Source organism: Winogradskyella ursingii (genome assembly GCF_013403975.1).
In the GTDB taxonomy this organism is placed as follows: domain Bacteria; phylum Bacteroidota; class Bacteroidia; order Flavobacteriales; family Flavobacteriaceae; genus Winogradskyella; species Winogradskyella ursingii.
In genome coordinates, this window is the sequence record NZ_JABFDH010000003.1 from 248,868 (window position 1) to 273,040 (window position 24,173).

Consider the following 24,173-nt stretch of genomic DNA (forward strand, 5'->3'; position numbering starts at 1 on the left):
TACAAAATGACGAGCGAAATTATTAATAGAAATAATGTAAAAGTATTAGGTGAAGGTGAAAAGACTATACTTTTTGCTCATGGTTTTGGTTGTGACCAAAACATGTGGAGATTTGTAACACCAGCATTTGAGAAAAATTATAAAATTGTCCTTTTTGATTATGTTGGTTGTGGAAATTCGGATTTGTCAGCATATGTACCTGATCGCTATTCTGAATTACAAGGGTATGCCCAAGATATCTTAGAAATTTGTTCAACATTAAATTTAGAAAATGTCATTTTTGTTGGTCATAGTGTAAGTTGTATGATCGGTCTGTTGGCTGATATGGAAAATCAACATTTATTTTCTAGTTTAATTTTTATAGGACCATCTGCAAGATATGTCAATGATATGGATTATTTAGGTGGATTTTCTAAAGAAGACCTAGAAGGATTATTGGAAGTGATGGATAATAATTATCTTGGATGGGCATCTTTTTTAGCTCCTGTAGTAATGAAAAATGAAGATAAACCTGAGCTCACCAAAGAACTTGAAGTGAGTTTTTGTTCTACAGACCCAATTATAACAAGAAATTTTGCAGAGGTTACCTTTTTCTCAGACAATAGAGATGATTTAGCCAATTTAACCAAACCTTGTTTGGTATTGCAATGCTCCGATGATGCAATCGCACCGGATGAGGTAGGTCAATATATCCATGAGCAAATAAAAGGAAGTACTTTCGAAAAAATGAATGCGACTGGGCACTGTCCGCATTTAAGTCATCCTACGGAGACTATAAGATTAATGAAGAAATTTCTAAAATCTCAATATCATTTCAGCTAAATCTAATAATAGTTTATCGTGGGATAAAATTTATGATGCTATCCCCTGTTTTTTATTTTCTATTTCCAATACCGGAAAAATAATGAAAATGAATAGAGAATTACGGTTGAAACTGGGAGTAGAGGTTGAGGAAGTTCCTGGTCTTCAACTCGAAGACTTGTTAACCGTTGGGAGTAAAATATTTTATCAGACTCATTTCTATCCATTAGTAAAAATGCAGAACAATGTAAGAGAAATTTACCTTGTATTTAAAGGTGTGAATGGTCAGATTCCGGCATTATTAAATGTTGAAGTTAAAAAAAGCAATGACCAGGTTGAAATTCTATGTGGAGGCATGGAAATATCAAAAAGAAATAAGTATGAAAAAGAGCTTTTAGCGGCCAAGAAACAAGCTGAGAATGCGTTGTTACATAATGCTGAACTTAGGGAAGCTAAAAATAAGTTGCTTAAAAATCAATCGCTTTTAGAATTTCAATTAAGAGAAGTTAATTTACTAAAAGAACAACAACAAGAAATCTTTAGATTAATAGCGCACGACCTTCAGGAACCATTGCGCAAGACAATTTTTATGAGTAATTATATCTTGAATACTACTACCGAACTTTCTAGTGGTACTGAAGAAAGAGTTAGAAAGATTATAAATTATAACATTAAGATGCGTGAAATGCTTCTTATGCTCTTACGATTTAAAGAGTTAGAAGGAAGGAATTTGGAATATACTTCCATTAATCTATCCGATCTAGTCAGCAGTGCCGTAAAATCATTAATGATTGATAATAAAGACAGTATTATCTTGACATGTCCTAACACGTGTATCAGTCTTAAAGGAGATTATAAGCTACTTAAGAACCTTTTTGTTGCGCTAATACGAAATTCACAAAACGAGCAGCACGCCAATAAAGACCGTCTATTAATAAATATTAATGCATTCGTAACTGTAAAAAATAATAATTTTCAAATTAAAGACCATTACCAATATAAAAAGTTTGTAAAAATTACTTACACCGATAATAGCAAAGGCTATAGTTCTAAGTTAAATAAAATTATACAAAAATCAGAAGATCTTAATAAAGTAAATATCGGACTTGCATATAGTGCACAGGTAGTTGATAAACATAATGGTGCTATGGAAGCAGCATCATTAAATGGTAAAGGTGTAAATTATACTATTTTCTTACCAATAGACCCTGATTTAAAAAATTAACAACTACAGATTGGTTATGGTAGACGTTGCGGCATCAAATGTATTCATTCCTTATATGGACACTGTGACAAGACCTAAATAAGGTTAAATCCAAGGGTCAAAATTAATTCTTATCTAAAATAAAATATCACACTTCAAATCACTACTAATAGTGTTAGAGTTTTACTTGTTTGGATTAAGCTTCAACCCATTACTTAATTATTTTTGAAACTAATTCTATCACATACTTATGACTTTACAGGAAACTATTTGGCTCATTTTATCGGTGCTCGGAATATTTACAATCGTAATTGTTATAACACGGATATTTGGACTTCGGACCTTTGCAAAAATGTCTAGTTTTGATTTTGCTTCTACGATAGCAGTAGGCTCAATATTGGCTTCTATTATATTAAATAATGATTATTCTTTATTAAAAGGTGGTATAGCACTAGCAACTATTATTGGGTTTCAGACTTTATTTTCATATTTGGTAAGACGTTCTGATTTTTTTCAAAAACTATTTACAAACAAACCACAGTTAATTATGTGGAATGGAGAGATTCAATATGAGAATCTTAAAAAATGTAACGTCGGAAAAGATGATTTAATTGCTAAATTAAGAGAAGCCAATGTCCATAGTTTTAATGAAGTAAAAGCAGTTATATTTGAAAGCACTGGAGATGTATCGGTGATACACAATAGTGAGAACAAGTCCATTGATGAGGATTTGTTACAAGATTTATAGAGAATTAAATTGTTCTTAAACCATTGTAATTTGTCTTATAAAAGATAGAAACAGCCAAAGACAACTGAATTGACGTTTCGAGTTAAATTCTATGAAAATGTTAAGATTATATTAAGAACTTAATCGGGTCAAAAATTTCCTTTTAGATGTTTTAATTTTAATGAAAACTTAATTTTATGAAAAGATATACTTACCTCATGGCCATTTTGTTATCGGTCACTATATTATCCTGTAAAACCAACAAAGAAAAATCTGGAAAAGAAAAGGAAATGGCATCCGAAAGAACAGCAGATACTGTCCAAACAGCAATTGGTCAACTTATTTTACCTAAACCATACGCAACAGAATCCGTTAGAAACCGTCATCAACTTGTTGATTGGCCAAAAGGTAAATTGCCTGTCGCACCAGAAGGTTTTACAGTTACAAAATTTGCTGATGGATTTGAATATCCACGCTGGACCTACATTGCACCCAATGGTGATTTTTTTGTGTGTGAGTCGAACACAAGAAATAGTGCCAATCGTATTACTATATTACGAGACACAAACAATGATGGCTCATTTGAGCTAAGACAGCCATTTCTCGAAAATCTCAATCAACCTTTCGGCATGTTAATTATTGATAATAATTTTTATGTTGCCAATACAGACGGTCTTTATAAATTTCCTTATAAAACAGGACAAACATCTTTAATAAATTCTGATGGTAAAAAAATAGTTGATTTGCCAGCAGGTGGTTACAATAACCATTGGACAAGAAATATCATTACAAACAATGCGAAAGATAAAATATACATTTCAGTAGGCTCGGCAAGCAACGTAGGTGAGCATGGTATGGAAGAAGAAATTCGACGTGCTAATATTCTGGAAGTCGATTTAAATGGAGAAAACGAGAAAATTTATGCCAGCGGACTTAGAAATCCTGTAGGTATGGATTGGAATCCAGTTAACGGAGAATTGTGGACTGCGGTAAATGAGCGAGATAAACTTGGCGACAACTTGGTGCCAGATTATGTGACCAGCGTAAAAGAAGGTGGTTTTTATGGATGGCCTTATGCATATTACGGACCAATTGAAGATCCTCGATTAGAAGGAGAAGCTCCAGAACTTGTAGCAAAAACTATAGTGCCTGACGTTTCCGTTGGACCACATACTGCTTCATTAGGATTAACATTTTATAATCATGATAGTTTTCCTGCCAAATACAAAAACGGAATATTTGTAGGTCAACATGGCTCCTGGAACCGTTCGGTACTTTCAGGTTATGCCGTAAAATTCATTCCTTTTCAAAATGGTAAACCTACAGGAGAACCACAAGATTTTCTTACTGGTTTTATGGCAGATGACAGCAATACAGATGTTTATGGCAGACCTGTTTGCGTAGCAGTAACTCCGACTGGTGATTTATTAGTTAATGATGATTCTGGTAATGTTATATGGAAAGTGAGTTACACTAAATAAACCAACAAATTCATCCCAATTTAATTCATGAGGTTTACACTATTTAAAGTAATAGCAGTTATTGTTTTTACTGCTATTACCAACCCTTTTTACGCTCAATCAGTAAGTGCACGTGTTATTAACAATTCAAATTCTGGAATATCGGGCGTTTCGGTTTTTATTAAAAATGAAGTAATTTCTGAAAGTAACGCTCAAGGGTTTTTTACCATTCCGACATCTTATCGTTTGCCATTAGAATTGACCTTAATGCATCCTGATTATTATATTAAAAAAGTTATACTGTCTCAAAATAATTCAATCTTCAAACTAGAAATTATAGAAACCACATATAATCTAGATGAAGTTATTATTTCTTCAACCTATCAAAAAGAAAGTAAAGTTATTATCCCGACTTCTAAGATTGAAGCTCAAAAGTTTGATGCCTATAGTCCAGTCGATTTAGTTTCGGCTATCAATGAAACACCTGGTGTATATATTCAAAGTGGTGCTATAAATACAAATCGGATAGTCATTAGAGGAGTAGGGTCAAGAACACTTTATGGTACCAATAAAATACGTGCTTATTTTAATGGAATTCCCATAACAAATGGTACAGGTGATACTGCAATTGATGCTTTTGATCCTGAGGATATAGAAAATCTAGAAATTGTAAAGGGTCCAAAAGCTGCACAATACGGCACCAACTTAGGAGGGACTTTATTATTAAATTCTAAACAAGCACAAGCAGGAGAAACATTCATAAAAAACAACCTTACTCTTGGGAGTTTCGGGTTGCTTAAAAATAATGTTTCCTTTGCCACAGCAGATGAAAATTTGTCTTTTAATCTCAATTATGACCATTTAGAATTAGATGGGTTTCGCGACAACAGCAATTACAATAGAAATGCAGTTTTGATGACTTCTTATTATCAACTTAATGAAAAGAATGAGTTAGGAGTTTTAATCAATTATACCGATTATTTTGCGCAAATTCCAAGTTCAATCAGTAGAACTGCATTTGAGGAAGACCCTTCTCAAGCCGCTTTTACATGGAATGCAGCACAAGGTTATGAAGATAATGAGCAAATTTTGGTTGGACTGAATTATACACATCGTTTTTCTGAGCAATTTAGCAATACTACCTCATTATTCTATACCTATCTCGATCATTATGAACCACGTCCATTCAATATTTTGGATGAATATACCAATGGTTATGGTGTGCGAACTTTATTTGCAAAAGATCTCAAATTTTTAGACCGAAAATCCATATTGAGCTTTGGTGGTGAATTTTATAACGACCAATATAATTGGAAAACCATAGAAAATCGATACGAAGAAAATAACGGCAACGGAAGCTTGGAAGGTGAGTTGCTGAGCGACAATAGAGAAAAACGCCGGAATATTAATGTATTTTCAACCATTACTGTTCCAATTACCGATAAGTTAAAAGCACAATTAGGATTAAACATTAATAAAACCGATTATCAATTTTATGATGAGTTTAATTCTGGAGAAGACAATAAAGATGCAGATCGTAATTTTGATCCTATTTTTGCACCCAACTTAAATGTTTTATATCAATTTGCGCCAAATATTAACGCTTATGCCAATGTGAGCAGAGGATTCAATTACCCGTCTATTGAAGAAACACTTACTCCAGATGGTGTAATCAATCCTGAGTTAGGTCCAGAAACAGGATATAATTACGAAGTTGGTAGTGAATTGTATGCGCTGAAAAGACAACTGAAAATTCAGCTTTCTGCCTATTTATTGGATATAGATAACTTGTTAGTGGCCGATCGGGTTGGTGATGACCAGTTTATTGGTCGTAATGCGGGAAAGACCGAACATAAAGGTATTGAACTGTCAGCAATATTTACACAACGTTTTAACAATAACTTCACGATGTCTCCTTATCTAAATGCGGAATTTAACGACCATAGGTTTATTGATTTTGTAGACGGTAATACGGATTATTCGGGTAAACAATTAACTGGTGTGCCTGACCACAAAGTAAATGGTGGTATTCGTTTTGGACTGCACAATTTTAATTTGAACACCAATTTTCTGTACATAGGAGATATGCCGTTAAACGATTCTAATACGCTGTTTTCTGAATCCTATACGGTATTTAATGCAAAATTATCTTACGAAAATCAATTGACCGATCATTTTTCAATAGCAATCAATGCAGGATTGAACAATCTTACTGATAAGGATTATGCATCTTCGGTATTAATTAACGCTGTAGGCTTCGGTAATTCTGAACCACGATATTTTTATCCAGGTCAACCACGCAATTGGTTTGGAGGTATTAAAATAGGTTATTCATTATAAAGATTTGATGACTGAATTTTAAAATTAATTTAATCAAAATTTTTTAAGACACTGAATTCTAAATTGTTTTACATAGATCCAGAATTCGCTATATTTTGTAAGGCTTGGGAGATGTTTGAAAGTGCTTCATCTTCAGAATTAATATCATGTCGTCCAGCCAGGTAAAAAGGTTCATTATAAATAATATGTACCTCACCTTCATTATTTTGATAGACCAAAATTTTCTGAGGCAAATCTAATGCCATCGTTCGCGATGCTTGCATGAGTGGAGTGCCTAAGACAGGATTTCCAAAGATTATAAGCTTAGAAGGTAATAAATCCATATTTACGCTTTGTGCATTAGCTTGGTGATCGAGCTCAGCGAAAATTGATATATTCTCGTTGGTATTTAATGTCGAAATAATGTTATTGTAAGTAGTTTCAAAATCATTATTACTTGTTATGGAGATGATACCACTAACGTCAAAATTTGCGTTATTTAGTGTTACTTCTTCATCTGTGGCAGAATTAACAATGTTAGATAGGGCAGAAGCAACCGTATTTAGTGTAGGCGCAGTCTCTAGGTTATGTCTGTCAGCTAAATATTCTACCGAATTATAACATACAATTGTATCATCATCTTCGTCGGTATAGACAGTAATGCGCTGTGGTAAATCCAAACCAGCTTGCATATTTTCGTTCATAATCGGTGTACCTAATGCTGGATTTCCAAAATAGACCGTACGCGTAAAGTTTAATTCTAAATCTGCATTTTGGGCATTGGCCGAATGGTTGACTTCAGCAATAATGGAAATATTGCTATTGGCATTTAACTTAGAGATAACTGCATTATAAACAGATAGTGCAGTCTCGTTTGTTACAGCAAAACCGATGCCTTCTGTTTGTGGTTTTTTATTTTCAGATTGTTTCTCAGAATTATCTGAGTTATTGCAGGCATTTAACAAGAAAAATGCGAGTGTAATTGTAACGAAGTTAACTAATGACTTTTTCATACTATTTTATTGAATATCATAAAATTAAAAGATAACTTGAATTTAGGTTGACCTGTAAACGATAAGTTTTTGCTTTATAGCGTGTGGTCTTTAAATTTTAAAAGGGTGTTATTAAGAAATTGCAGAGAAGTTTTTGGTTTCTGGTATGGCTGAACCTCAAAAAAGAATTACACAACATAGAAACGTTTTAGACACTACAAAAACCAATGTTGTCAAAAAATAGTATAAAACAGTATCGTTGGAGCAGAATAGGGCAATGCCTTTAGTCCCATAGTGCAAAGTAGTCGCCAAACCGAAAAGGATGTTCAAAATTCTGGATTGAATTGGTTTATTGGACGAAACGGAATTTACATAGAACCAGATTTGGAATATTCGGATACCTACATAAAAGAAGGAGAAATAAGAAACTGTGCTGAAAACGGAAAATGCACGTATATGTGTAGAAGTGAATTGGGCCATGCTAATTCAAAAATGCTAACGGAAGATGAGCACAAAGGAAACATTTATAATTTGGTTGGAAATCCCATTGCACAAGCACAATTAGCAGATTACATCAATCAAGTACATGCGACCAATCTTGTTTATAATTCGGTTTCGGTTAATGCTTACGCAAAAGAAAGAAAAGCAGAGCTCGGTGAGTTTTTGGGAACCATTATAGCGGGCATTTATGAAGGAATTTTAAATTGCAAATAATGTAGATTCAGATTACCAAACAGCAATTGGAAGATCACATAAACCTACATTGGAACTTATAAAATCTATAAAGAATTAACAATAGCACCCTTCTAAATAAATCTTTTTTGGCAGTATTAACAACGAACATTTACATAATATTTTAATGTAAACATCCAGTGAATGGATTGATTTATTCAAAAGATTATTTTTTTAATAAATAAGAATACACAAACAGTTTGTTTGAATGTTCTGTACTTTCCCAAAAATGCAATTTGTTCTTCATTCCTAAATTAAATCAATATAATCCTATACGAATTATAACAGCTACCACCGTCAAAGTTCTGTTATTTTCAAAATATTGTCCAAACCACTATCATTCTAATTGTTTCAATTATTCAATTATTCAATTATCACCTTAAGATTGTTAAAATTTATAGATAATATAAAAAGGCAAATTTTTTTATTTATAGGATTAAACTGTAAAGTATTGAAAATGTAATTTTTATCTACAATTTATGTTTAACCAAAAAAATATAATTATGACAATGCTCAAAAGTTATGGAGGTGGATTTTATCCGACCTTCCTAGAGAATTTTTTCGAAAACAGTTGGGACAATCCAAATTTATTATTCAATTCATCATCAAGGACACCAGCCGTTAATATTAAAGAAACGGACGATTGTTTCTGTATAGATGTTGCGGCTCCTGGTATGAAACGCGACGATTTTGATATTAGTGTTGAAAACGATCGATTAACTATTTCTGCCTCTGCAGAGGAGAGTTCAGAAGATTCTGACGACAACTACACGAAGCGCGAGTTTAGTTATTCGTCATTTACACGCTATTTTCAATTACCGGATTCGGTGGATGATGACGATATTGAAGCGAATTACAATGATGGTGTCCTCAACATCAACATTCCGAAAAAAGAATCGGCTAAGCCTAAACCACGTAGAAGTATTAAGGTAAATAGCTCAAAAGAATTATCGGACAATAATAGAGTCGATAACAGAGAAACAGCTTCAAACGACGGACAACCAAAACATGAGTCTGCAGAAGCATAAATCTTGTAATTCTAATTAAAGAATTTATAAAACAGGCTACCTAAAATAATGTTTTAGGCAGCCTTTTTAATTTTTTAGTAGGTTAAAAAACTATTATTCACTGCGGAATTATTATGATTACAAATAGTAAACTTAATGTAGTATCATCTCTTGTAGATATCAATTTTGCAGGTACACTTCTAGGCTGTTCCTTATTAAAGGTGATGCTCACAACCCTGTGACTGTATGTGTTTTTAACTTTTTTTCAGGTTTTACAACTCAAGAAGCTTTGACAACGCTTTAGGTAGGTTGTTTATTATTACCTTTAAACCGTCTTTGGTTGGAGCCATTTCACTACGACATACTGTAGTTTGTAATGTTATCAAATCATAAAGATTTTCAAAAAGTAATAAAGCAAATTACCAGTTAATGAGCAAGGCTAGACAAGCATTAAAAGAACGAATCAAAGAACTCACTTGTCTCTATGAGGTGTCGTCCATTATAGCCAATACCGATTTTGAGCTTATAGAGGATACTTTAAAAGCGATTGCCTTCAGTCTTAAAAAAGCGTTTCAGTATCCTGAAAAAACAGATGTTTTAATTGAATGTGATGAAGTTTCATTTACAACGAATTCCCTTTCTAAGGAAAATCCAACCATTGCATCCAATATCAAGATTTTTAATACAGAGAAAGGCCATATTGTAGTTCATTTGGACATTTCAGAATCTGAAGCAATGAGTTTTCTAAAAGAGGAACAACTCCTTTTGGATAACGTTGCACTTAAAGTTGGAAACCTTTTTGAGCGCATAGAAATTCAAAAAAATGAAACATCCCTTAGGCGTCAAATGGAGCATGCAGACCGTTTAAGTATTTTAGGTGAAATCACAGCTGGTATTGCTCATGAACTAAACACACCTTTAGCAAATATTCTAGGATATTCAGAACTGCTTAAAGACGACATAAAATCTAATCCGAAAGCGATTTCAGATATAGATAAAATAATTAAAAATGCTATATATTCTAGGGAAGTCGTAAAAAAACTCATGTTTTTTGCCTGTGAGATGCCTCAAGAAATGAAGCGCGTCAACCTTATAGAACACATAAAAAACGCCATTAAATTATTGGATGCAACCTTTAATAAAGAACAGGTAAAATATATCGTAAAGACTGAAGACGAAGCATTATGGTTACGAGCAGACCCAATACAATTGACACAGATTATCTTCAACTTATTAATTAATGGCATTTACTTTTCCCCAAAAAATGGTTCAATAACAATTGAAACATACAACTCTAAAAATTCTATTTTCTTGAAAATTTCCGATGAAGGTCCAGGTTTTAAAAAAAACGATTTAAACAAGGTATTTGAGCCCTTTTTCACAACTAAACCTATTGGAGATGGCTCTGGCTTGGGCTTAAGTGTAGTGCATGGTATTGTAGCATCGCATAAGGGCACGATTACTGCAGAAAATAACGCTAACGGAGGCGCTACCTTTACAATAACACTTCCAAAAGACTAAAATAATTATGCAATTAAGAAAAGAAAATATACTTATTGTTGACGATGACGTAAATATTCTAGAACTTTTGCAACGTCACTTACAATCATGGAACTATCACGTTTTTAAAGCTATTTCAGTAAAAGAAGCTGTCACCATTTTACGAGATACGCAAATAGATTTATTGATTACCGATTTAAAAATGCCAGAAATCGATGGCTTTGAACTTATAAAATTTGTGTCTGAGCATTATCCTAAATTGTCAAAATTGGTCGTTACCGGTTATCCATCGGTTCAAGGGTCTTTGGAAACTATTAAATCTGGAGTGGTCGATTATTTAACCAAACCTTTTACAAAAGACGAACTGAAATCTGCTCTAGATAAATCGTTAATTGCATATGAAAACAAGAAAGACCAACCAAGAAACACTTCGCAAGAAAACATCAAAGCGTATGGAAATATCATTGGCAATTCAGAAAAAATAAACGATGTTATTCAGGTTATAGAGCGTGTAAAAGACAACAAGGCAACCGTTTTTATTAAAGGCGAAAGTGGAACTGGTAAGGAATTGGTGGCGCGTGCCATTCATTATCAAGGTAAATTTTCCAGAGCGCCATTTATAGCAGTAAATTGTGGTGGTATCCCAGAAAATTTATTGGAAGCAGAACTATTCGGTTATGTAAAAGGTGCGTTCACAGGTGCAGAATCCAATAGGGAAGGTTTCTTTCAAGCGGCAAATGGTGGCACTATTTTTTTGGATGAAATAGGAAACGCTTCACTAACCGTACAATCGCGATTATTGCGTGTACTTCAAGAAAAAGAAGTGGTTCGTGTAGGTTCAACAAAGGCCGAAAAAGTAGATGTGCGGATTATAGCTGCAACCAATAGCGATCTGCAAGATATGATACAGAAGCAAACCTTTAGAGAAGATTTGTATTATCGTCTTACGGTCGTAGAAATTCATATAGCACCATTACGCGAACGAAAGGATGATATCGCCTTATTAGTCGATAAATTTCTGTTTAAATATGGTATTGAATATAAGGACCGATTTTTAAAAGTCACACCTGAAGCATTGGAAATTTTAATCCGTCATAATTGGCCAGGAAATATTAGGGAATTAGAAAATATCGTTCAGCACGCTGTAATTATGTGCGATAAGATAATAGATGTAGAGCATCTACCAGATTATTTAAAGCATACCATATCGTTTTCTGAGGAAACATTAGTACCACTTAAGGTTATTGAAAAACAATATATAGAAAAGGTATTACGAGCCACAGGAAATAATAAAACCAAGGCTGCAGAAATTCTTCAAATAGACCGAAAAACCATTCGCCAAAAACTTTTAGAATAGTTTTTTTCAAACTGATACCTTTTTACCCAACTGGGTAATTTTGTGCCAGTTCTATTCTTTATCACAAATTATACTATATAGCATCAAACCCTTTGTCTAAAAGGGTTTTTATGTTTTGTGACCTAACCAATAATTGTTATGGCATGTGTATTGCCTTTTTGTAAGTGAATACATTGATCTATAATGATCATAGTATAACCAAAATAGAATTAAGAAAAAATCTAAAATTAGTTCAACAATTAAATTAATAAAATCATGATTTATAATGCAATTATTTCAGCTGTAACATGTAAAAGTTCAAGATCTAAAAAATCTCATAGATCATCGCGAAACAAATACATCACTCAGAAATACAATGAGAGATCTATTATAAATAGATACTTCTAATAAAATTAAATTTAAAATCAATTAAGCTACGATTCAAAATAGATTAACATGACAATAGTAACAGCAGATTTGAAAGAAGCATTCAAAAAAGCACCTATAAAAGGTATGATGGATAATGTTATGGAGCAGTTTAACAGTGCTGCAGACCAAATTAACCTTCATCCTAACATCCGTAAAATTTTAAGTATTACCAACAATGAAATCATTGTGAATTTTCCAGTAAAAATGGATAACGGAGATGTTGAGATTTTTACTGGCTACAGAGTACAACATAACAATGCATTAGGACCATACAAGGGTGGTTTGCGATATCATCCAACGGTAGATATTGATGCAGCAAGAGCGTTAGCAATGTGGATGACTTGGAAAACCTCATTGGCAGGTTTGCCCTATGGTGGTGGAAAAGGTGGAATAAAACTAGATCCAACAAGATACTCTAAAGGAGAATTAGAGCGTATTACAAGACGCTTTACCTTTGCCCTAGCTGATAACATTGGGCCAGAACACGATATACCTGCACCAGATGTTAATACCAATAGCCAGACTATGGCCTGGATTGCAGATACCTATATGAGTACGCGTCCACCAGCAGAGCGTACCGCAAATCAGCACGTAGTTACAGGGAAACCAGATGGAATTGGAGGATTGGAAGGTCGCGATAGAGCAACGGGTTACGGAGTGTACTTATCAATTAAATTTTGGGCAGAGAAGAACAACAAGAGCTTAGAAGGAACGAAATTTATTGTTCAAGGTTTTGGTAACGTTGGTTATTGGGCGGCACATTTCTTAGAGAAAGATGGCGCAAAGTTAGTAGCTGTACAAGATGCTTTTGGTAGTGTCCAGAACCAGGAAGGGATTAACGTAGAAGATTTATTTAAATACTCTCAAATTAATGATGGAAGTTTTGGGGGTTTTCCCAACGCAAAACCTGTAGACAAGAACAAGTTTTTCACTTTAGATTGTGACATCTGTATTCCTGCTGCTTTAGGTAACCAGATAACCATAGAAAACGCACCACAAATAAAAGCTAGCCTCATAGCGGAAGGTGCTAACGGACCAACAAATGTAGAAGGCGAAAAAGTGCTATTAGAAAGAGGTATTACCATAATACCTGATATACTATGCAATTCTGGTGGAGTAGTCGGTAGTTATTTTGAATGGCTTCAAAACCGAAACGGTGAGCTATGGCAGTTAGATGAAGTGATGGTTAAACTACATAAAAAAATGAAAGAATCTTTTGACAAAGTCTATGATTATTCCAAAAAAGAAGACGTTGATATGCGTACCGCAGCATTTTGTATCGCTATAGAACGTATTGAAAAAGCATACATACAAAGAGGGATTTTTCCATAATATTATTAAAGAATTAAGAAATGAAGTACGGAAGTTTAATATTAGAAAAGAAAGAGTATGTCTATTTAAAACGCATACTTAACATATCTGGTTATGCAGAAGACCATGAAATACAAAAGTGTTTAATGAATTTATCCGAAGAGCTTAAAACAGCATACATTGTTGACGACGAAGAGATGCCAAAAGATGTCATACGCTTTAACTCAACAGTAACGGTAACCTTTAATAATGGTATAGAAAAAACAATACAACTTGTCACACCAATTGATAAAGACGTTAAAAACAACAAGATTTCTGTGTTAACACCAATGGGGTCAGCGTTAATTGGCTACTCAAAAGAAGATTCTATAATATGGAATTTTCCTAATGGAACACAGCAGATTACTATTAAAGGAGTTGAGCAACAAGTAACCCACAGTGGTATAGATATAGTTATATAATATTTAACATTATGGAAACTCTAAATAAAGACATATTTAATCACGACACCAGTATTGATGTTACACACAAAATCAATACTATGGAATTGGATAACTGGATCAATCATTTAAAATACGTCAAAAAGGAACTTACAAATCTGATAAGTACCTGTAATAAGGATTTGAAGAATAATCTTGCTGACCATGACATTGTTGAGCGTTTTGAAAAAAAGCAAATTGAAAATGAAACCTTATTAATGGCACTTTTAAAATATTCTAATTCTAGAACAGATATAGCAGAATGTGAAGACACACAATGCGATATGATTTATATCAGAGAACACGAGACTTACCGCAGAAGCTACCTTTATCATTTGGACAAATACCGAAGATTAAAAAACGTCTTTTTTGATAAAGTACATGGTAAATTTTCACTTTCAAGAATTGGTTAATTATTATAAATACAATCATATTTGAGTACAATAACTGCATACAAAATAGACGTTCATAGACGCTTATGTATAAAAAAAGATTTATACGAATTAAATCTGTGGACTACTGCGCTAGAAGATTTTAATACAGAGTTAGACCATTTAAATATGATAGAAAAACAATTGATAAAAAACAGTTCTATATCTATTGCAATTAAAGCGATGCGGAGAAATAATATTCTAAACATGGCATCAATTTGTAAATATGAACAAGAATTAAAAACAGAATACGAGTACGGCAAAACGGAATATAATGACCAAAGATCAAAGAGCCATGAGCAAAGACAGCAGAGCTATTTACAGTTTCTAGACGAGATAAAAACATTTAAAAACCAGATTTATAATCTGTTGAAGCGATATCGAAGTAAGTAATTGTTAAAACATATTTAGGATCACTAAATCGTGATTGGTTAAACAAGAAGTTAGTTAGGTTAAGAAAATTTTCAGCTTATCTATCCATAAAAAGGATTGACTTTGCGGTTAACCAAAATAGAATAAAACGAAGTTTCACAATTAAATCAATAGAAAGATGAAAAAAATTTTAATTCCAACAGATTTCTCGCTTAATAGTTACCGGACTGCTGACTATATCACTAATCTTTTCAAAAATGTAAAATGTGAATTTTATTTTTTGAATACATATAGATACGAAAATTCTGGCTTAAATGCATTTGAAATGCTTCAAGCGGACGATGAATGGTTCGAAAGACCAAAAAAAGAATCTTTAAAAAAACTCGGAAAATTAATAACACATTATACATTAAAATCGAATAACGATAAACATTCGTTCCATGCAATTTCAGAACATAGGGATATTGTAGAAGGAGTTAATGATAGCGTTAATAATATATTGATTGATGTGCTTGTAATAACCGGAAAAGGCACATCTTCATTGAGTGCAACAACCGAAAGTATTTTAGAGAAGGTAAGATCTTGTCCTGTTTTAATTGTGCCACCAGATGCAACAGCATGCAAAGGTCTAACGTTAACCATAGCATCAGACTTTCAACAAAAAATTAATACAACAGAAATAGAACGTTTTATCAAAGCACTAGAAAACACGAACACTCAAATCGGGATATTGGCACTAAAAGAACAGAATAATCTTTCGGACAAAGCTGCAGAAAATCTGGAAATATTATTAGATTATCTCAAGCCACTTTCGAGCAAACCTATTGATTTGGAATTTTTGAAACCAACATATAGATTAAAGGATTATGCTTCCAATCACAATAACGAAATTATGTGTGTTGTAGATAACAAGCCAGATTTATTTAGAAAAATTGGTATTTTAAAATCTAATGTTTTATCGACTATCGCTAAATTAAATAATAATACAGTATTGACAATACACCAATAATTTTTTATAATCCATTGGATTTTAAAGTGTTAATGTAATTGCGTGTTGCTCGTTTTGAGCGTAAACGAGCTATTAAGATTTGCTTTATTCAAAAGATTGCCATTTAAATTTTTGATAATACGAATCTCGAATGTTTCTAATAATTACTTTGGTGAGATTTTAGTTTAAAATCTTAAGGAGGTTGGTTTTATATAATTTACCAATTGGAATAACATGGTCTTGAATGTGTATTTTGTTTCCCTCAATTCTTTTAATGTGTTTTAAAGCTACCGCAAATGATTTGTGTACTTGCACAAAATTGTCTGAAGGTAGTGACTCTAAGACATCAGATATTTTTTCTCTTATCGTAATGGATTCATTTTTAGACTCAATTTTAGTGTAATTTCCGGAAGCTTCAATAAATAAAATAGTGTCTACTTCTAATTGTATGTACGATTTGTTCTGACGTAAAAATATGCGTTTTGTTGTGGTATCGATTTCTTGTGAGTTGGTGCTTATTGTATTGGTATTTAAGCCCATAACTTTATTTACGGCTTTTAAAAATCGTTCGAAACTAAACGGTTTTAATAAATAATCTACAACATTAAGCTCATAACTTTCTATTGCGAACTCAGAATATGCCGTAGTAACTATAACTTTTGGAGGTGCTGATAATGTTTTTAAAAACTCAAATCCTTTAAGCTTTGGCATATTTATATCTAAAAAGATTAAATCAACTTGATTCGTATTTAAATATTCCATAGCCTCCAAAGCGTTATAACAGTTTTTTTGCAATTTCATGTGTGATAACATTTCACAATATTCCATTATAATTTTGTGGGCCATATGTTCGTCATCTATAATTAAATATTTCATTATTTTATATTTAAAGATAGTTTAGCTTTATACGTATTACTGTCTACACTAAAAGAAAGTCTATGCTTATTTGGGTATACTAATTCTAACCTACGTTGTAAATTTTTTAAGCCAATACCTTCATTGTTAGGGTTTTGTTTTAATTCAAAATTATTTTCAATTTCAAAATTTACATTATTATTATGTTGAATTAAGTTGATATGGATATAAGCGTCTTTTTCTAAATTTTCTAAGCCGTGCTTAAATGCATTCTCTACTAAAATAATAAATAGCAAAGGCATGATTTTACTTTCAGGATTATTTATTTCTGAAGTAAATGTAATATCAGACTTTTTGTGATAACGCATTTCTTGAAGCTCAATATAGTTTTTTAAATAATCTATTTCTTGTTTGAGGGTTACCCAATCTTTGTTTCCTTCATAGATACTATATCGCATCATGTCAGACAATTTAAGTACCATTTCTCTTTCCTTGGAGTTTTTCTTCATTAATCCATACAGATTATTGAGTGTATTGAAGAAGAAATGCGGATTCACCTGACTTTTTAAGTGCATTAATTCTGTTTTTTCTTTCTCATTCTTTAAGCGAATAATTGATTTGATTTGTTTAAAAATCCAATACGCAATTGTAATAAATACAACTATAAAGTAAAGTGCAATAAACTCTGCAAAACCTTCTAATTTACCAAAAGTGTCATTAAATATTACAACCACTAAACCTAGTATTACAAGTGTAATTTTATAAAATCGGCTTATGACTTTCTTTTTATTATCTGATATTTTCAACTTCATATATCAATATTAATTAAATAAAGGTCCTCTAACAAATTAGTTGATGCACAATGGATACAAAGGGTTGAATGCTCATTTAACAGTGACAAATAACGTTTGTACCTACCAAAATTGTGTTTGTCACACTTTACAACGAGTGTGTCACAATTACTTTTTAAAGGCTAAAAAGGAACATATGTTTGTTTTAATCAATCAAAAAACGGACAATATGGAACTCATTATTAATAATTTATCTAAAACGTATTCAAATGGTGTAAAAGCACTTCAGAATATTTCCTTAGAAATCCCTACAGGCATGTTTGGTCTATTAGGACCAAATGGCGCAGGAAAATCTACTTTAATGAGAACCATCGCCACGTTGCAAGAAGCAGATCAAGGCTCAATAAAATTTGGAGCCATTGATGTTCTAAAACAAAAAAATGAGCTAAGACAAGTTTTAGGATACTTACCACAACAATTTGGTTTGTATCCTAAAATATCTGCTGAAGCATTACTTAATCATTTTGCGGTTTTAAAAGGCATTTCTAACAGAGGTGAACGTAAAAATTTAGTAAATGCCCTTTTACATAAAACTAATTTATACGACGTTAGAAAACAAAACCTCAAGGGATATTCTGGAGGCATGAAACAACGTTTTGGTATTGCACAAGCCTTATTGAATAATCCTAAATTACTTATCGTAGACGAACCTACAGCAGGATTGGATCCTTTAGAACGCAACCGATTTTACAATGTGTTGAGTGAACTAGGAGAGCATACAGTAGTTATATTATCTACACATATAGTGGATGATGTTAAAGAACTCTGTACAAATATGGCGATTATTAATCAAGGACAAGTTTGTTTACAAGGGAAACCTCTGCAAATACTAGAGACTCTAAAAGGGAGAGTTTATAAGAAAACAATCGAAAAAACGGAATTAAACAATTACAAGGAAAATTATCAGGTAATTAGTGAAAAGCTATTTCTAGGAAAACCAACCATTCATATTTTAAGTGATAAGAATCCTGGAGATGGTTTTGCTCTTATTGATGCAGAACTAGAGGATGTGTATTTCTCTGAGATATTCAATAATTCAAATCTTAAATCTAACTAATTATGTGGTACAATATTTTTAAGTTCGAGTTACAATATCGTATTAAACGACCAGACACTTATGTGTTCTTCCTGTTTTTATTTCTGTTTTCTACTGTTGGTGTAGACTTTATTTTTCAGGGTGCAGAAATGGGACTTATGAAAAAGAACTCTCCATTAGTCATTGCTAAAACGATGGGAGCTATTACGGGCATTTTCATGATTTTAGCGTCAATGATTATGGGCGTTTCTGTATTAAGAGATTTTGAATACAATATAGAATCCTTGATGTTTTCTACGCCAATCCATAAAAAAGATTATTTGTTAGGTAGATTCTTAGGATCTTTTTCAGTGTTGTTTTTTGCCTTTACAGGTATTTTATTCGGTATGATGCTGGGAGAATTTATGCCATGGCATAACCCAGATGATCTATTGACCTTTAATGCATTTGTTTATATTAAAACGTTTTTAATGGTAAGCTTACCAACCCTTTTTTTTGGCGCAGCTCTGTTTTTTGTCACTGGTGCTTTAAGTAGAAATTTAGTGGTTGTTTATACTCAAGGAATAATTTTATTTGTGGTTTTCATGCTAACCAAGGCCATTACTAATGATTATTGGCAAGCTATTCTAGATCCATTTTCGTTAACCACAACAACCTTAGCTACAACATCTTGGTCTGCTTTAGAAAAGAGTACTCAAAGTGTTCCTTTCTTAGGTGTATTGATGTATAATAAGCTGTTCTGGTTTTCTCTCGGAATTGTAGCTCTAATCTATGGCTATAAAAAATTCAATTTTAATGTGGTTAAAGAAAAGAAAACCAAAAGAGAGCAAACTCAAAAGTTAGGAGCCAAAAGAACCATAGAAGCAAACAATGTTACAGTTCCTTCAGCTATAAAAGAATATGGTTTATTATCTCAATGGAACCAGTTAAAACAGTTTTCCTGGTTTTATTTTATAAGTGTGTGCAAACAAGCATCCTTTTGGGGCATCGTTATTTGTGGGATGATCATCATTCTTATAAATTCCGTAAATCTCGGTACTGTATATGGCGTTAATAGTTATCCTGCAACGTATTTTATTGTAGAAGAGCTTAAAGAAACATCCATATATTTCTTTATTATTCTTTTAGTGTTTTATTCGGGAGAATTGGTTTGGAAGGAAAGAAGTGCTAAGCTAGATTTAATTTATGACGCTACGCCCACATCAAGCTTTATAAAACTGCTCGGCAAGTATAATGGCTTAAACTTAGTGTATGTGGTTTTAATGCTTGCCTTAATAATTTCAGGCGTTATATTTCAAACCATAAGTGGATATTATAAGTACGAATTTCAAGTCTATTTTTATGGCTTCTTTCTAGAAATTTTACCGTTTTTAGCATTGTATACCTGTATTGCATTTTTTATTCAATCGATTGTTAACCATAAGTTTGTTGGTATTATGTTGGTCATCGTATTTTTTATGGCCAATACGGCTCTAGGGTTATTTGGGTATGATCACGATTTATACTTTTTTGGAGGTAGCGCTTTAGGAACCTACTCAGATATGAATGGCTATGGTCATTTTTTAAAACCTTATCTATTGATTAAATCATATTGGTTTCTATTCGGAATTCTATTGCTTATAATTGGATCTTTGGTACACGTTAGAGGTACAGAAACCAACTTAATAAAACGTATTAAAGCGAGCAAATACAAAATAAGCAAACCACTTTTAAAATTTGCGAGTATCGTTTTGTTAGCATTTATGCTTAGTGGAAGTTTTATCTTTTACAATACCAATATTTTAAACACATACTGGACAGATTCTGAAGCTACTGCATTTAGAGTCTCCTATGAGAAAGAACTCAAACAATTTGAATATATTCCACAACCAAAATTAGTAGATGTTAATTTACATTTAGAACTCTATCCTGCAAAACGAGATTACACCGTAGAAGGTTACTATATGTTGAAAAACCCAACTAATGAAAGTATTAGGTCAATTCATATTCAAAAGCTGCTTGAAGATAATGTCATCTTAGATAGTATTTTTTTTGAAGGCGGATTTACAGTTAATCAACATTATAAAAAATTTGATTATTCAATTTTCAATCTTAAAACAGCTTTAAAACCTGGTGATTCTGTAAAAATGTATTTTAAGCAACGTTTTATTACAAAAGGGTTTGAATCTGGAAACTCTAATGTGAATATAAACAACAACGGAACCTTCTTTAATAATTCAGATTTACCAACCATTGGGTATAACAAAAAATATGAACTCAAAGATACAGAAGAACGTAAAGCGTATAATTTACCTGTTCGCTTTAATAGAGCGGATAGACAGAATGCTAACGAACTCAAAAATGCAAGATCAGGTAGTGATTCTGATGGTATTAATTTTGAAATGACTATTGGTACTTCTAAAGACCAAACAGCCTTAGTTCCCGGAAATTTATTGAAACAATGGACAGAGAATAATCGTAATTATTTTCAATACAAAATGGATATTTCAATGATTAATTTTTACGCTATCGTTTCGGGAGTTTATAATATAAAAAGAGATACCTGGATTCCAAATCAAGATTCCATTTCAAAACCTGTTGATCTAGAAATTTACTATCATAAAGACCATAGTTATAACATTGATAGAATGATGGCTTCTATGAAAGCGTCGTTGAACTATTACAACAAAAATTTTAGCCCTTATCAATATAATCAATTGCGTATTATGGAATTTCCGCGTTATGCACAATTTGCGCAATCGTTTCCTGGAGCCATTCCATTTTCAGAGTCCATAGGCTTTGTGTTGGATATCGATGACGAAAAAGATGTAGATATGGCATTTTATGTAACCGCTCATGAAATTGCCCATCAATGGTTTGGTATGCAGGTAGAAGCAGCCAATGTAAGAGGACAATACTTTATTCTAGAAACCTTGTCACAATATGCGGCAATGATGGTTTTAAGAGAAACATATTCTGAAGAGAAGTTACTGCAATTCTTAGAAATTCAAAAAGAAGATTATAAAGAAGGTAAGGACCGAGAATCAGCAACTGAGCCGTCACTTGCTTTAGTAGAAAACCAAGATTATGTCTATTATGCAAAAGGCGCTATCAACATGTATAAATTTCAAAAAGCAGTGGGAGAGGAGCAAGTAAATAAAGCATTGAGACGTTTTCTTGAAGATTGGAATACAACAAATGGCAAACTGAAAATAACTTCAAATAGATATGCAACATCAAAAGATTTATTAGGCTATTTTAAAGAGGTTACACCAGATTCGCTTCAGTATTTAGTAGTGGACCTGTTTGAAAAAGCAAAGCCTGTAGAATTGAAATTTTAAATAGTATGTGGAATATAATAGTATGTGGAATATTACCCAAAAGCGCTATTACGGTAATTGTTGTGAAATGTTCTAGAATGTTCTCTGTTATGTAACTTAAGTATTTGTAAAAAGCGAATGGTACTTCTACAGATTCTTATAAAAATTTATTCTCAATAGATTCTTCTGCAATGTTAATGAAATCGAAATTTGAGATTAGGTTGAGCGGAGCGAGACCAATTAGCTCAAAAAAGTTTCCTAAAATGTAGCGTAACGAGCCGTAATTGTTTCCAAAATTATATACTATTTTAAAGAATTGATTGAATATCAATTTTTAAAATACCTACTTGAATTTTTGTTTTTGTAATAGTATATAATGTCTACCAGACATCTTATATTATTAGTATTTTAAGACAAAAGAAATTGAAACTTAAAAAAAGAGTGTTTGGAATTCTAAATATAACAAGTGCATAGAATTTTGGTTTTACTCACGTATTTAATTATTTACAAAAACTTCAAATGAGTTCGTGAATCTCGTAAAAACTCGATTTCTCAAAATTTATGCTCTTGTGGAAGTCCATGAGAATCGTCTAAACTTTTTTATCATGTACATTTTGTCGTTTACGCGATTTTTAAATAGTAATGTTCCAAACCCACAATTAGCTTGTACATAATCTTTGACGTTATATAACAGCAATGCTGTCATAGAACTGAGATTATGTCAAATATCGCTAAAAAGCGCTATTACGCTAATTGTTGTAAAGTGTCCTATAATGTACTTGCGTTATGTACAACATGGGCTTTGGTTAAAAGCGCATGTTAGTAATCTTATTCTAGGAAAATTTAATCTATAAGCTTCTTTACTCAGTTAATGGAACACTCTTTTTCTGAAAGGGCAGAGGAGTGGTGGAAAATGTGTGTGGAATGGTTTTGAAATATTTTTACTATATTTACTTAATCACTTTGTTATCAGTGAAAAATCCCACCCTTATTTTATATTAATAGCGATTCTTGGAATTCTAAAAGTACCCATTAATGGGTATGCTTTGGTATTTCCTTATAAATTATATTAATCTAAAATTATTAAATTATGAAACAACAAATCGTAATTACCTTGACTTTATTTCTTCTTATTAGTTGTAAAAGTTTGCCATCTTTACCTCAAACCCTAGGGGAAGCCAATTCAGCTTACACCTATATTCCAATAGATCCACTTCCAGTATTTGAAGAGCCCGGTCGAAGTTGTAAGGAAGTGGAGAATGAATTAGCTTTTAAAGATCTACTTGAATCACTTCCTGATCAGGCAGTTAGATTGGCAATTGCGCAATTAAATGGAAGTGCATCCGGTTCTTTTGGTCCAGCTTCGATAGGATATGAAAACAATTCATATCAAGTTGTACTTGATTATATAAGTGTTGATGCTACACAACTACCAGTATACCTTAAGCGAGTTGTATTGAGTGGTCCAAGAGCCGGCGAAAGAGTTCCGTTATATGATGAGCTTCCAAATACGCCAACAAGATATGTAGTTAAGGGAGCACCTCGTATCAATCCTTATGCCTCCTCAGATACTGAGTATATAAGAAACGAAAATGATGGAGAACTAGTTGTATTTCCCGTTTATATCGGTGTTGGTTTAAGATTAACCGCAACTGTCGATGTCATTGAAGGTAATGTAAATTTATCAAGTTTAGCTTCAATAGCTGCAGAAGCACAGGCAGAAAAACTTACGGGATCATTAACCGTACAAACTTTAGGTATCACTGGAAATAATGTATCTACCTCGCTACCACTACCAAGTGAGATTAATCAATCTACTGTACAAAACGCTATTTTATCACTCGGATCTATAAAAGCTGTTTTATATGATGAAGAAAACACTAAAATTACTCCGCGTGTAGTAGGTATTTACAATCCTGTAGGTGGCGGACAAGAAGTTGTAAATGGAATAATATCAGTTTTAGCAGAAAATCCTATTGTTTGGTACAGACCATGCAAATAAGTTAATTCTAAATATATCATTAAAAATCAAAATATTAGTTTA

General features: G+C 32.5%; 20 protein-coding genes. 17 read left to right on the plus strand and 3 right to left on the minus strand.

The genetic code is table 11. From position 1 onward, the window contains the following. Positions 1–6: 6 nt before the first annotated feature. The 5 genes from HM983_RS08480 (at position 7) to HM983_RS08500 (ending at position 6,532) form a co-directional block, all read left to right on the plus strand. Entirely contained in the window at positions 7–822 is an 816-nt protein-coding gene (locus tag HM983_RS08480; protein ID WP_179344988.1) for an alpha/beta fold hydrolase, read from the plus strand. An 88-nt stretch (positions 823–910) separates the two neighbouring features. Then, positions 911–2,026, plus strand: coding sequence for a HAMP domain-containing histidine kinase (locus HM983_RS08485; RefSeq protein ID WP_179344989.1), 1,116 nt, complete (start codon positions 911–913; stop codon positions 2,024–2,026). Between the two features lie 229 nt (positions 2,027–2,255). Continuing rightward, the gene (locus HM983_RS08490) at positions 2,256–2,753 is read left to right on the plus strand and encodes a DUF421 domain-containing protein (protein ID WP_179344990.1); all 498 of its coding nucleotides are present in this window, start codon (positions 2,256–2,258) and stop codon (positions 2,751–2,753) included. A 176-nt stretch (positions 2,754–2,929) separates the two neighbouring features. Continuing rightward, entirely contained in the window at positions 2,930–4,213 is a 1,284-nt protein-coding gene (locus HM983_RS08495; protein WP_179344991.1) for a PQQ-dependent sugar dehydrogenase, read from the plus strand. Positions 4,214–4,240: 27 nt separating this feature from the next. After that, positions 4,241–6,532, plus strand: a complete 2,292-nt coding sequence (locus tag HM983_RS08500) for a TonB-dependent receptor (protein ID WP_179344992.1) — start codon at positions 4,241–4,243, stop codon at positions 6,530–6,532. Positions 6,533–6,600: 68 nt separating this feature from the next. Here the strand turns inward: HM983_RS08500 and HM983_RS08505 are convergent, their stop codons facing one another. Beyond that, complete coding sequence (locus HM983_RS08505; protein WP_179344993.1) at positions 6,601–7,524, minus strand: DUF302 domain-containing protein; 924 nt, start codon at positions 7,522–7,524, stop codon at positions 6,601–6,603. 318 nt (positions 7,525–7,842) lie between these two features. Between HM983_RS08505 and HM983_RS08510 the strand changes: the two genes are divergently transcribed. The 9 genes from HM983_RS08510 (at position 7,843) to HM983_RS08550 (ending at position 16,109) form a co-directional block, all read left to right on the plus strand. Next, positions 7,843–8,217 (plus strand): Rossmann-fold NAD(P)-binding domain-containing protein, encoded by a 375-nt coding sequence (locus HM983_RS08510; protein WP_179344994.1) that lies wholly within the window; start codon positions 7,843–7,845, stop codon positions 8,215–8,217. Positions 8,218–8,738: 521 nt separating this feature from the next. Then, a complete protein-coding gene (locus HM983_RS08515; RefSeq protein WP_218841843.1) occupies positions 8,739–9,263 on the plus strand; it encodes an Hsp20/alpha crystallin family protein in 525 nt (174 codons plus the stop codon). 408 nt (positions 9,264–9,671) lie between these two features. Beyond that, entirely contained in the window at positions 9,672–10,763 is a 1,092-nt protein-coding gene (locus HM983_RS08520; RefSeq protein ID WP_179344995.1) for a sensor histidine kinase, read from the plus strand. A 7-nt stretch (positions 10,764–10,770) separates the two neighbouring features. Beyond that, complete coding sequence (locus HM983_RS08525) at positions 10,771–12,099, plus strand: sigma-54-dependent transcriptional regulator (protein WP_179344996.1); 1,329 nt, start codon at positions 10,771–10,773, stop codon at positions 12,097–12,099. A gap of 435 nt (positions 12,100–12,534) precedes the next feature. Beyond that, positions 12,535–13,839, plus strand: a complete 1,305-nt coding sequence (locus tag HM983_RS08530) for a Glu/Leu/Phe/Val family dehydrogenase (protein ID WP_179344997.1) — start codon at positions 12,535–12,537, stop codon at positions 13,837–13,839. Positions 13,840–13,859: 20 nt separating this feature from the next. Next, the gene (locus HM983_RS08535) at positions 13,860–14,279 is read left to right on the plus strand and encodes a GreA/GreB family elongation factor (protein WP_179344998.1); all 420 of its coding nucleotides are present in this window, start codon (positions 13,860–13,862) and stop codon (positions 14,277–14,279) included. Between the two features lie 11 nt (positions 14,280–14,290). Continuing rightward, on the plus strand, positions 14,291–14,710 hold the full coding sequence (locus tag HM983_RS08540) for a hypothetical protein (protein WP_179344999.1): 420 nt from the start codon (positions 14,291–14,293) through the stop codon (positions 14,708–14,710). 21 nt (positions 14,711–14,731) lie between these two features. Then, positions 14,732–15,121 carry a hypothetical protein gene (locus tag HM983_RS08545; RefSeq protein WP_179345000.1) on the plus strand — a complete coding sequence of 130 codons (390 nt, stop codon included), beginning with the start codon at positions 14,732–14,734 and terminating at the stop codon, positions 15,119–15,121. A gap of 157 nt (positions 15,122–15,278) precedes the next feature. After that, entirely contained in the window at positions 15,279–16,109 is an 831-nt protein-coding gene (locus HM983_RS08550; RefSeq protein WP_179345001.1) for a universal stress protein, read from the plus strand. A gap of 159 nt (positions 16,110–16,268) precedes the next feature. Here the strand turns inward: HM983_RS08550 and HM983_RS08555 are convergent, their stop codons facing one another. Both HM983_RS08555 and HM983_RS08560 read right to left on the minus strand, forming a co-directional pair. After that, complete coding sequence (locus HM983_RS08555; RefSeq protein WP_218841844.1) at positions 16,269–16,964, minus strand: LytR/AlgR family response regulator transcription factor; 696 nt, start codon at positions 16,962–16,964, stop codon at positions 16,269–16,271. Next, complete coding sequence (locus HM983_RS08560; RefSeq protein ID WP_179345002.1) at positions 16,964–17,755, minus strand: sensor histidine kinase; 792 nt, start codon at positions 17,753–17,755, stop codon at positions 16,964–16,966. Before HM983_RS08560 ends, HM983_RS08555 begins: the two co-directional genes overlap by 1 nt. Positions 17,756–17,963: 208 nt before the next feature. Here HM983_RS08560 and HM983_RS08565 point away from each other — a divergent pair, with 208 nt between their 5' ends. The 3 genes from HM983_RS08565 (at position 17,964) to HM983_RS08575 (ending at position 24,131) form a co-directional block, all read left to right on the plus strand. Further along, the gene (locus HM983_RS08565; protein ID WP_179345003.1) at positions 17,964–18,851 is read left to right on the plus strand and encodes an ABC transporter ATP-binding protein; all 888 of its coding nucleotides are present in this window, start codon (positions 17,964–17,966) and stop codon (positions 18,849–18,851) included. A 2-nt stretch (positions 18,852–18,853) separates the two neighbouring features. Beyond that, a complete protein-coding gene (locus tag HM983_RS08570; RefSeq protein ID WP_179345004.1) occupies positions 18,854–22,150 on the plus strand; it encodes an ABC transporter permease/M1 family aminopeptidase in 3,297 nt (1,098 codons plus the stop codon). A gap of 1,069 nt (positions 22,151–23,219) precedes the next feature. After that, complete coding sequence (locus HM983_RS08575) at positions 23,220–24,131, plus strand: hypothetical protein (RefSeq protein ID WP_179345005.1); 912 nt, start codon at positions 23,220–23,222, stop codon at positions 24,129–24,131. Positions 24,132–24,173 lie beyond the last annotated feature (42 nt).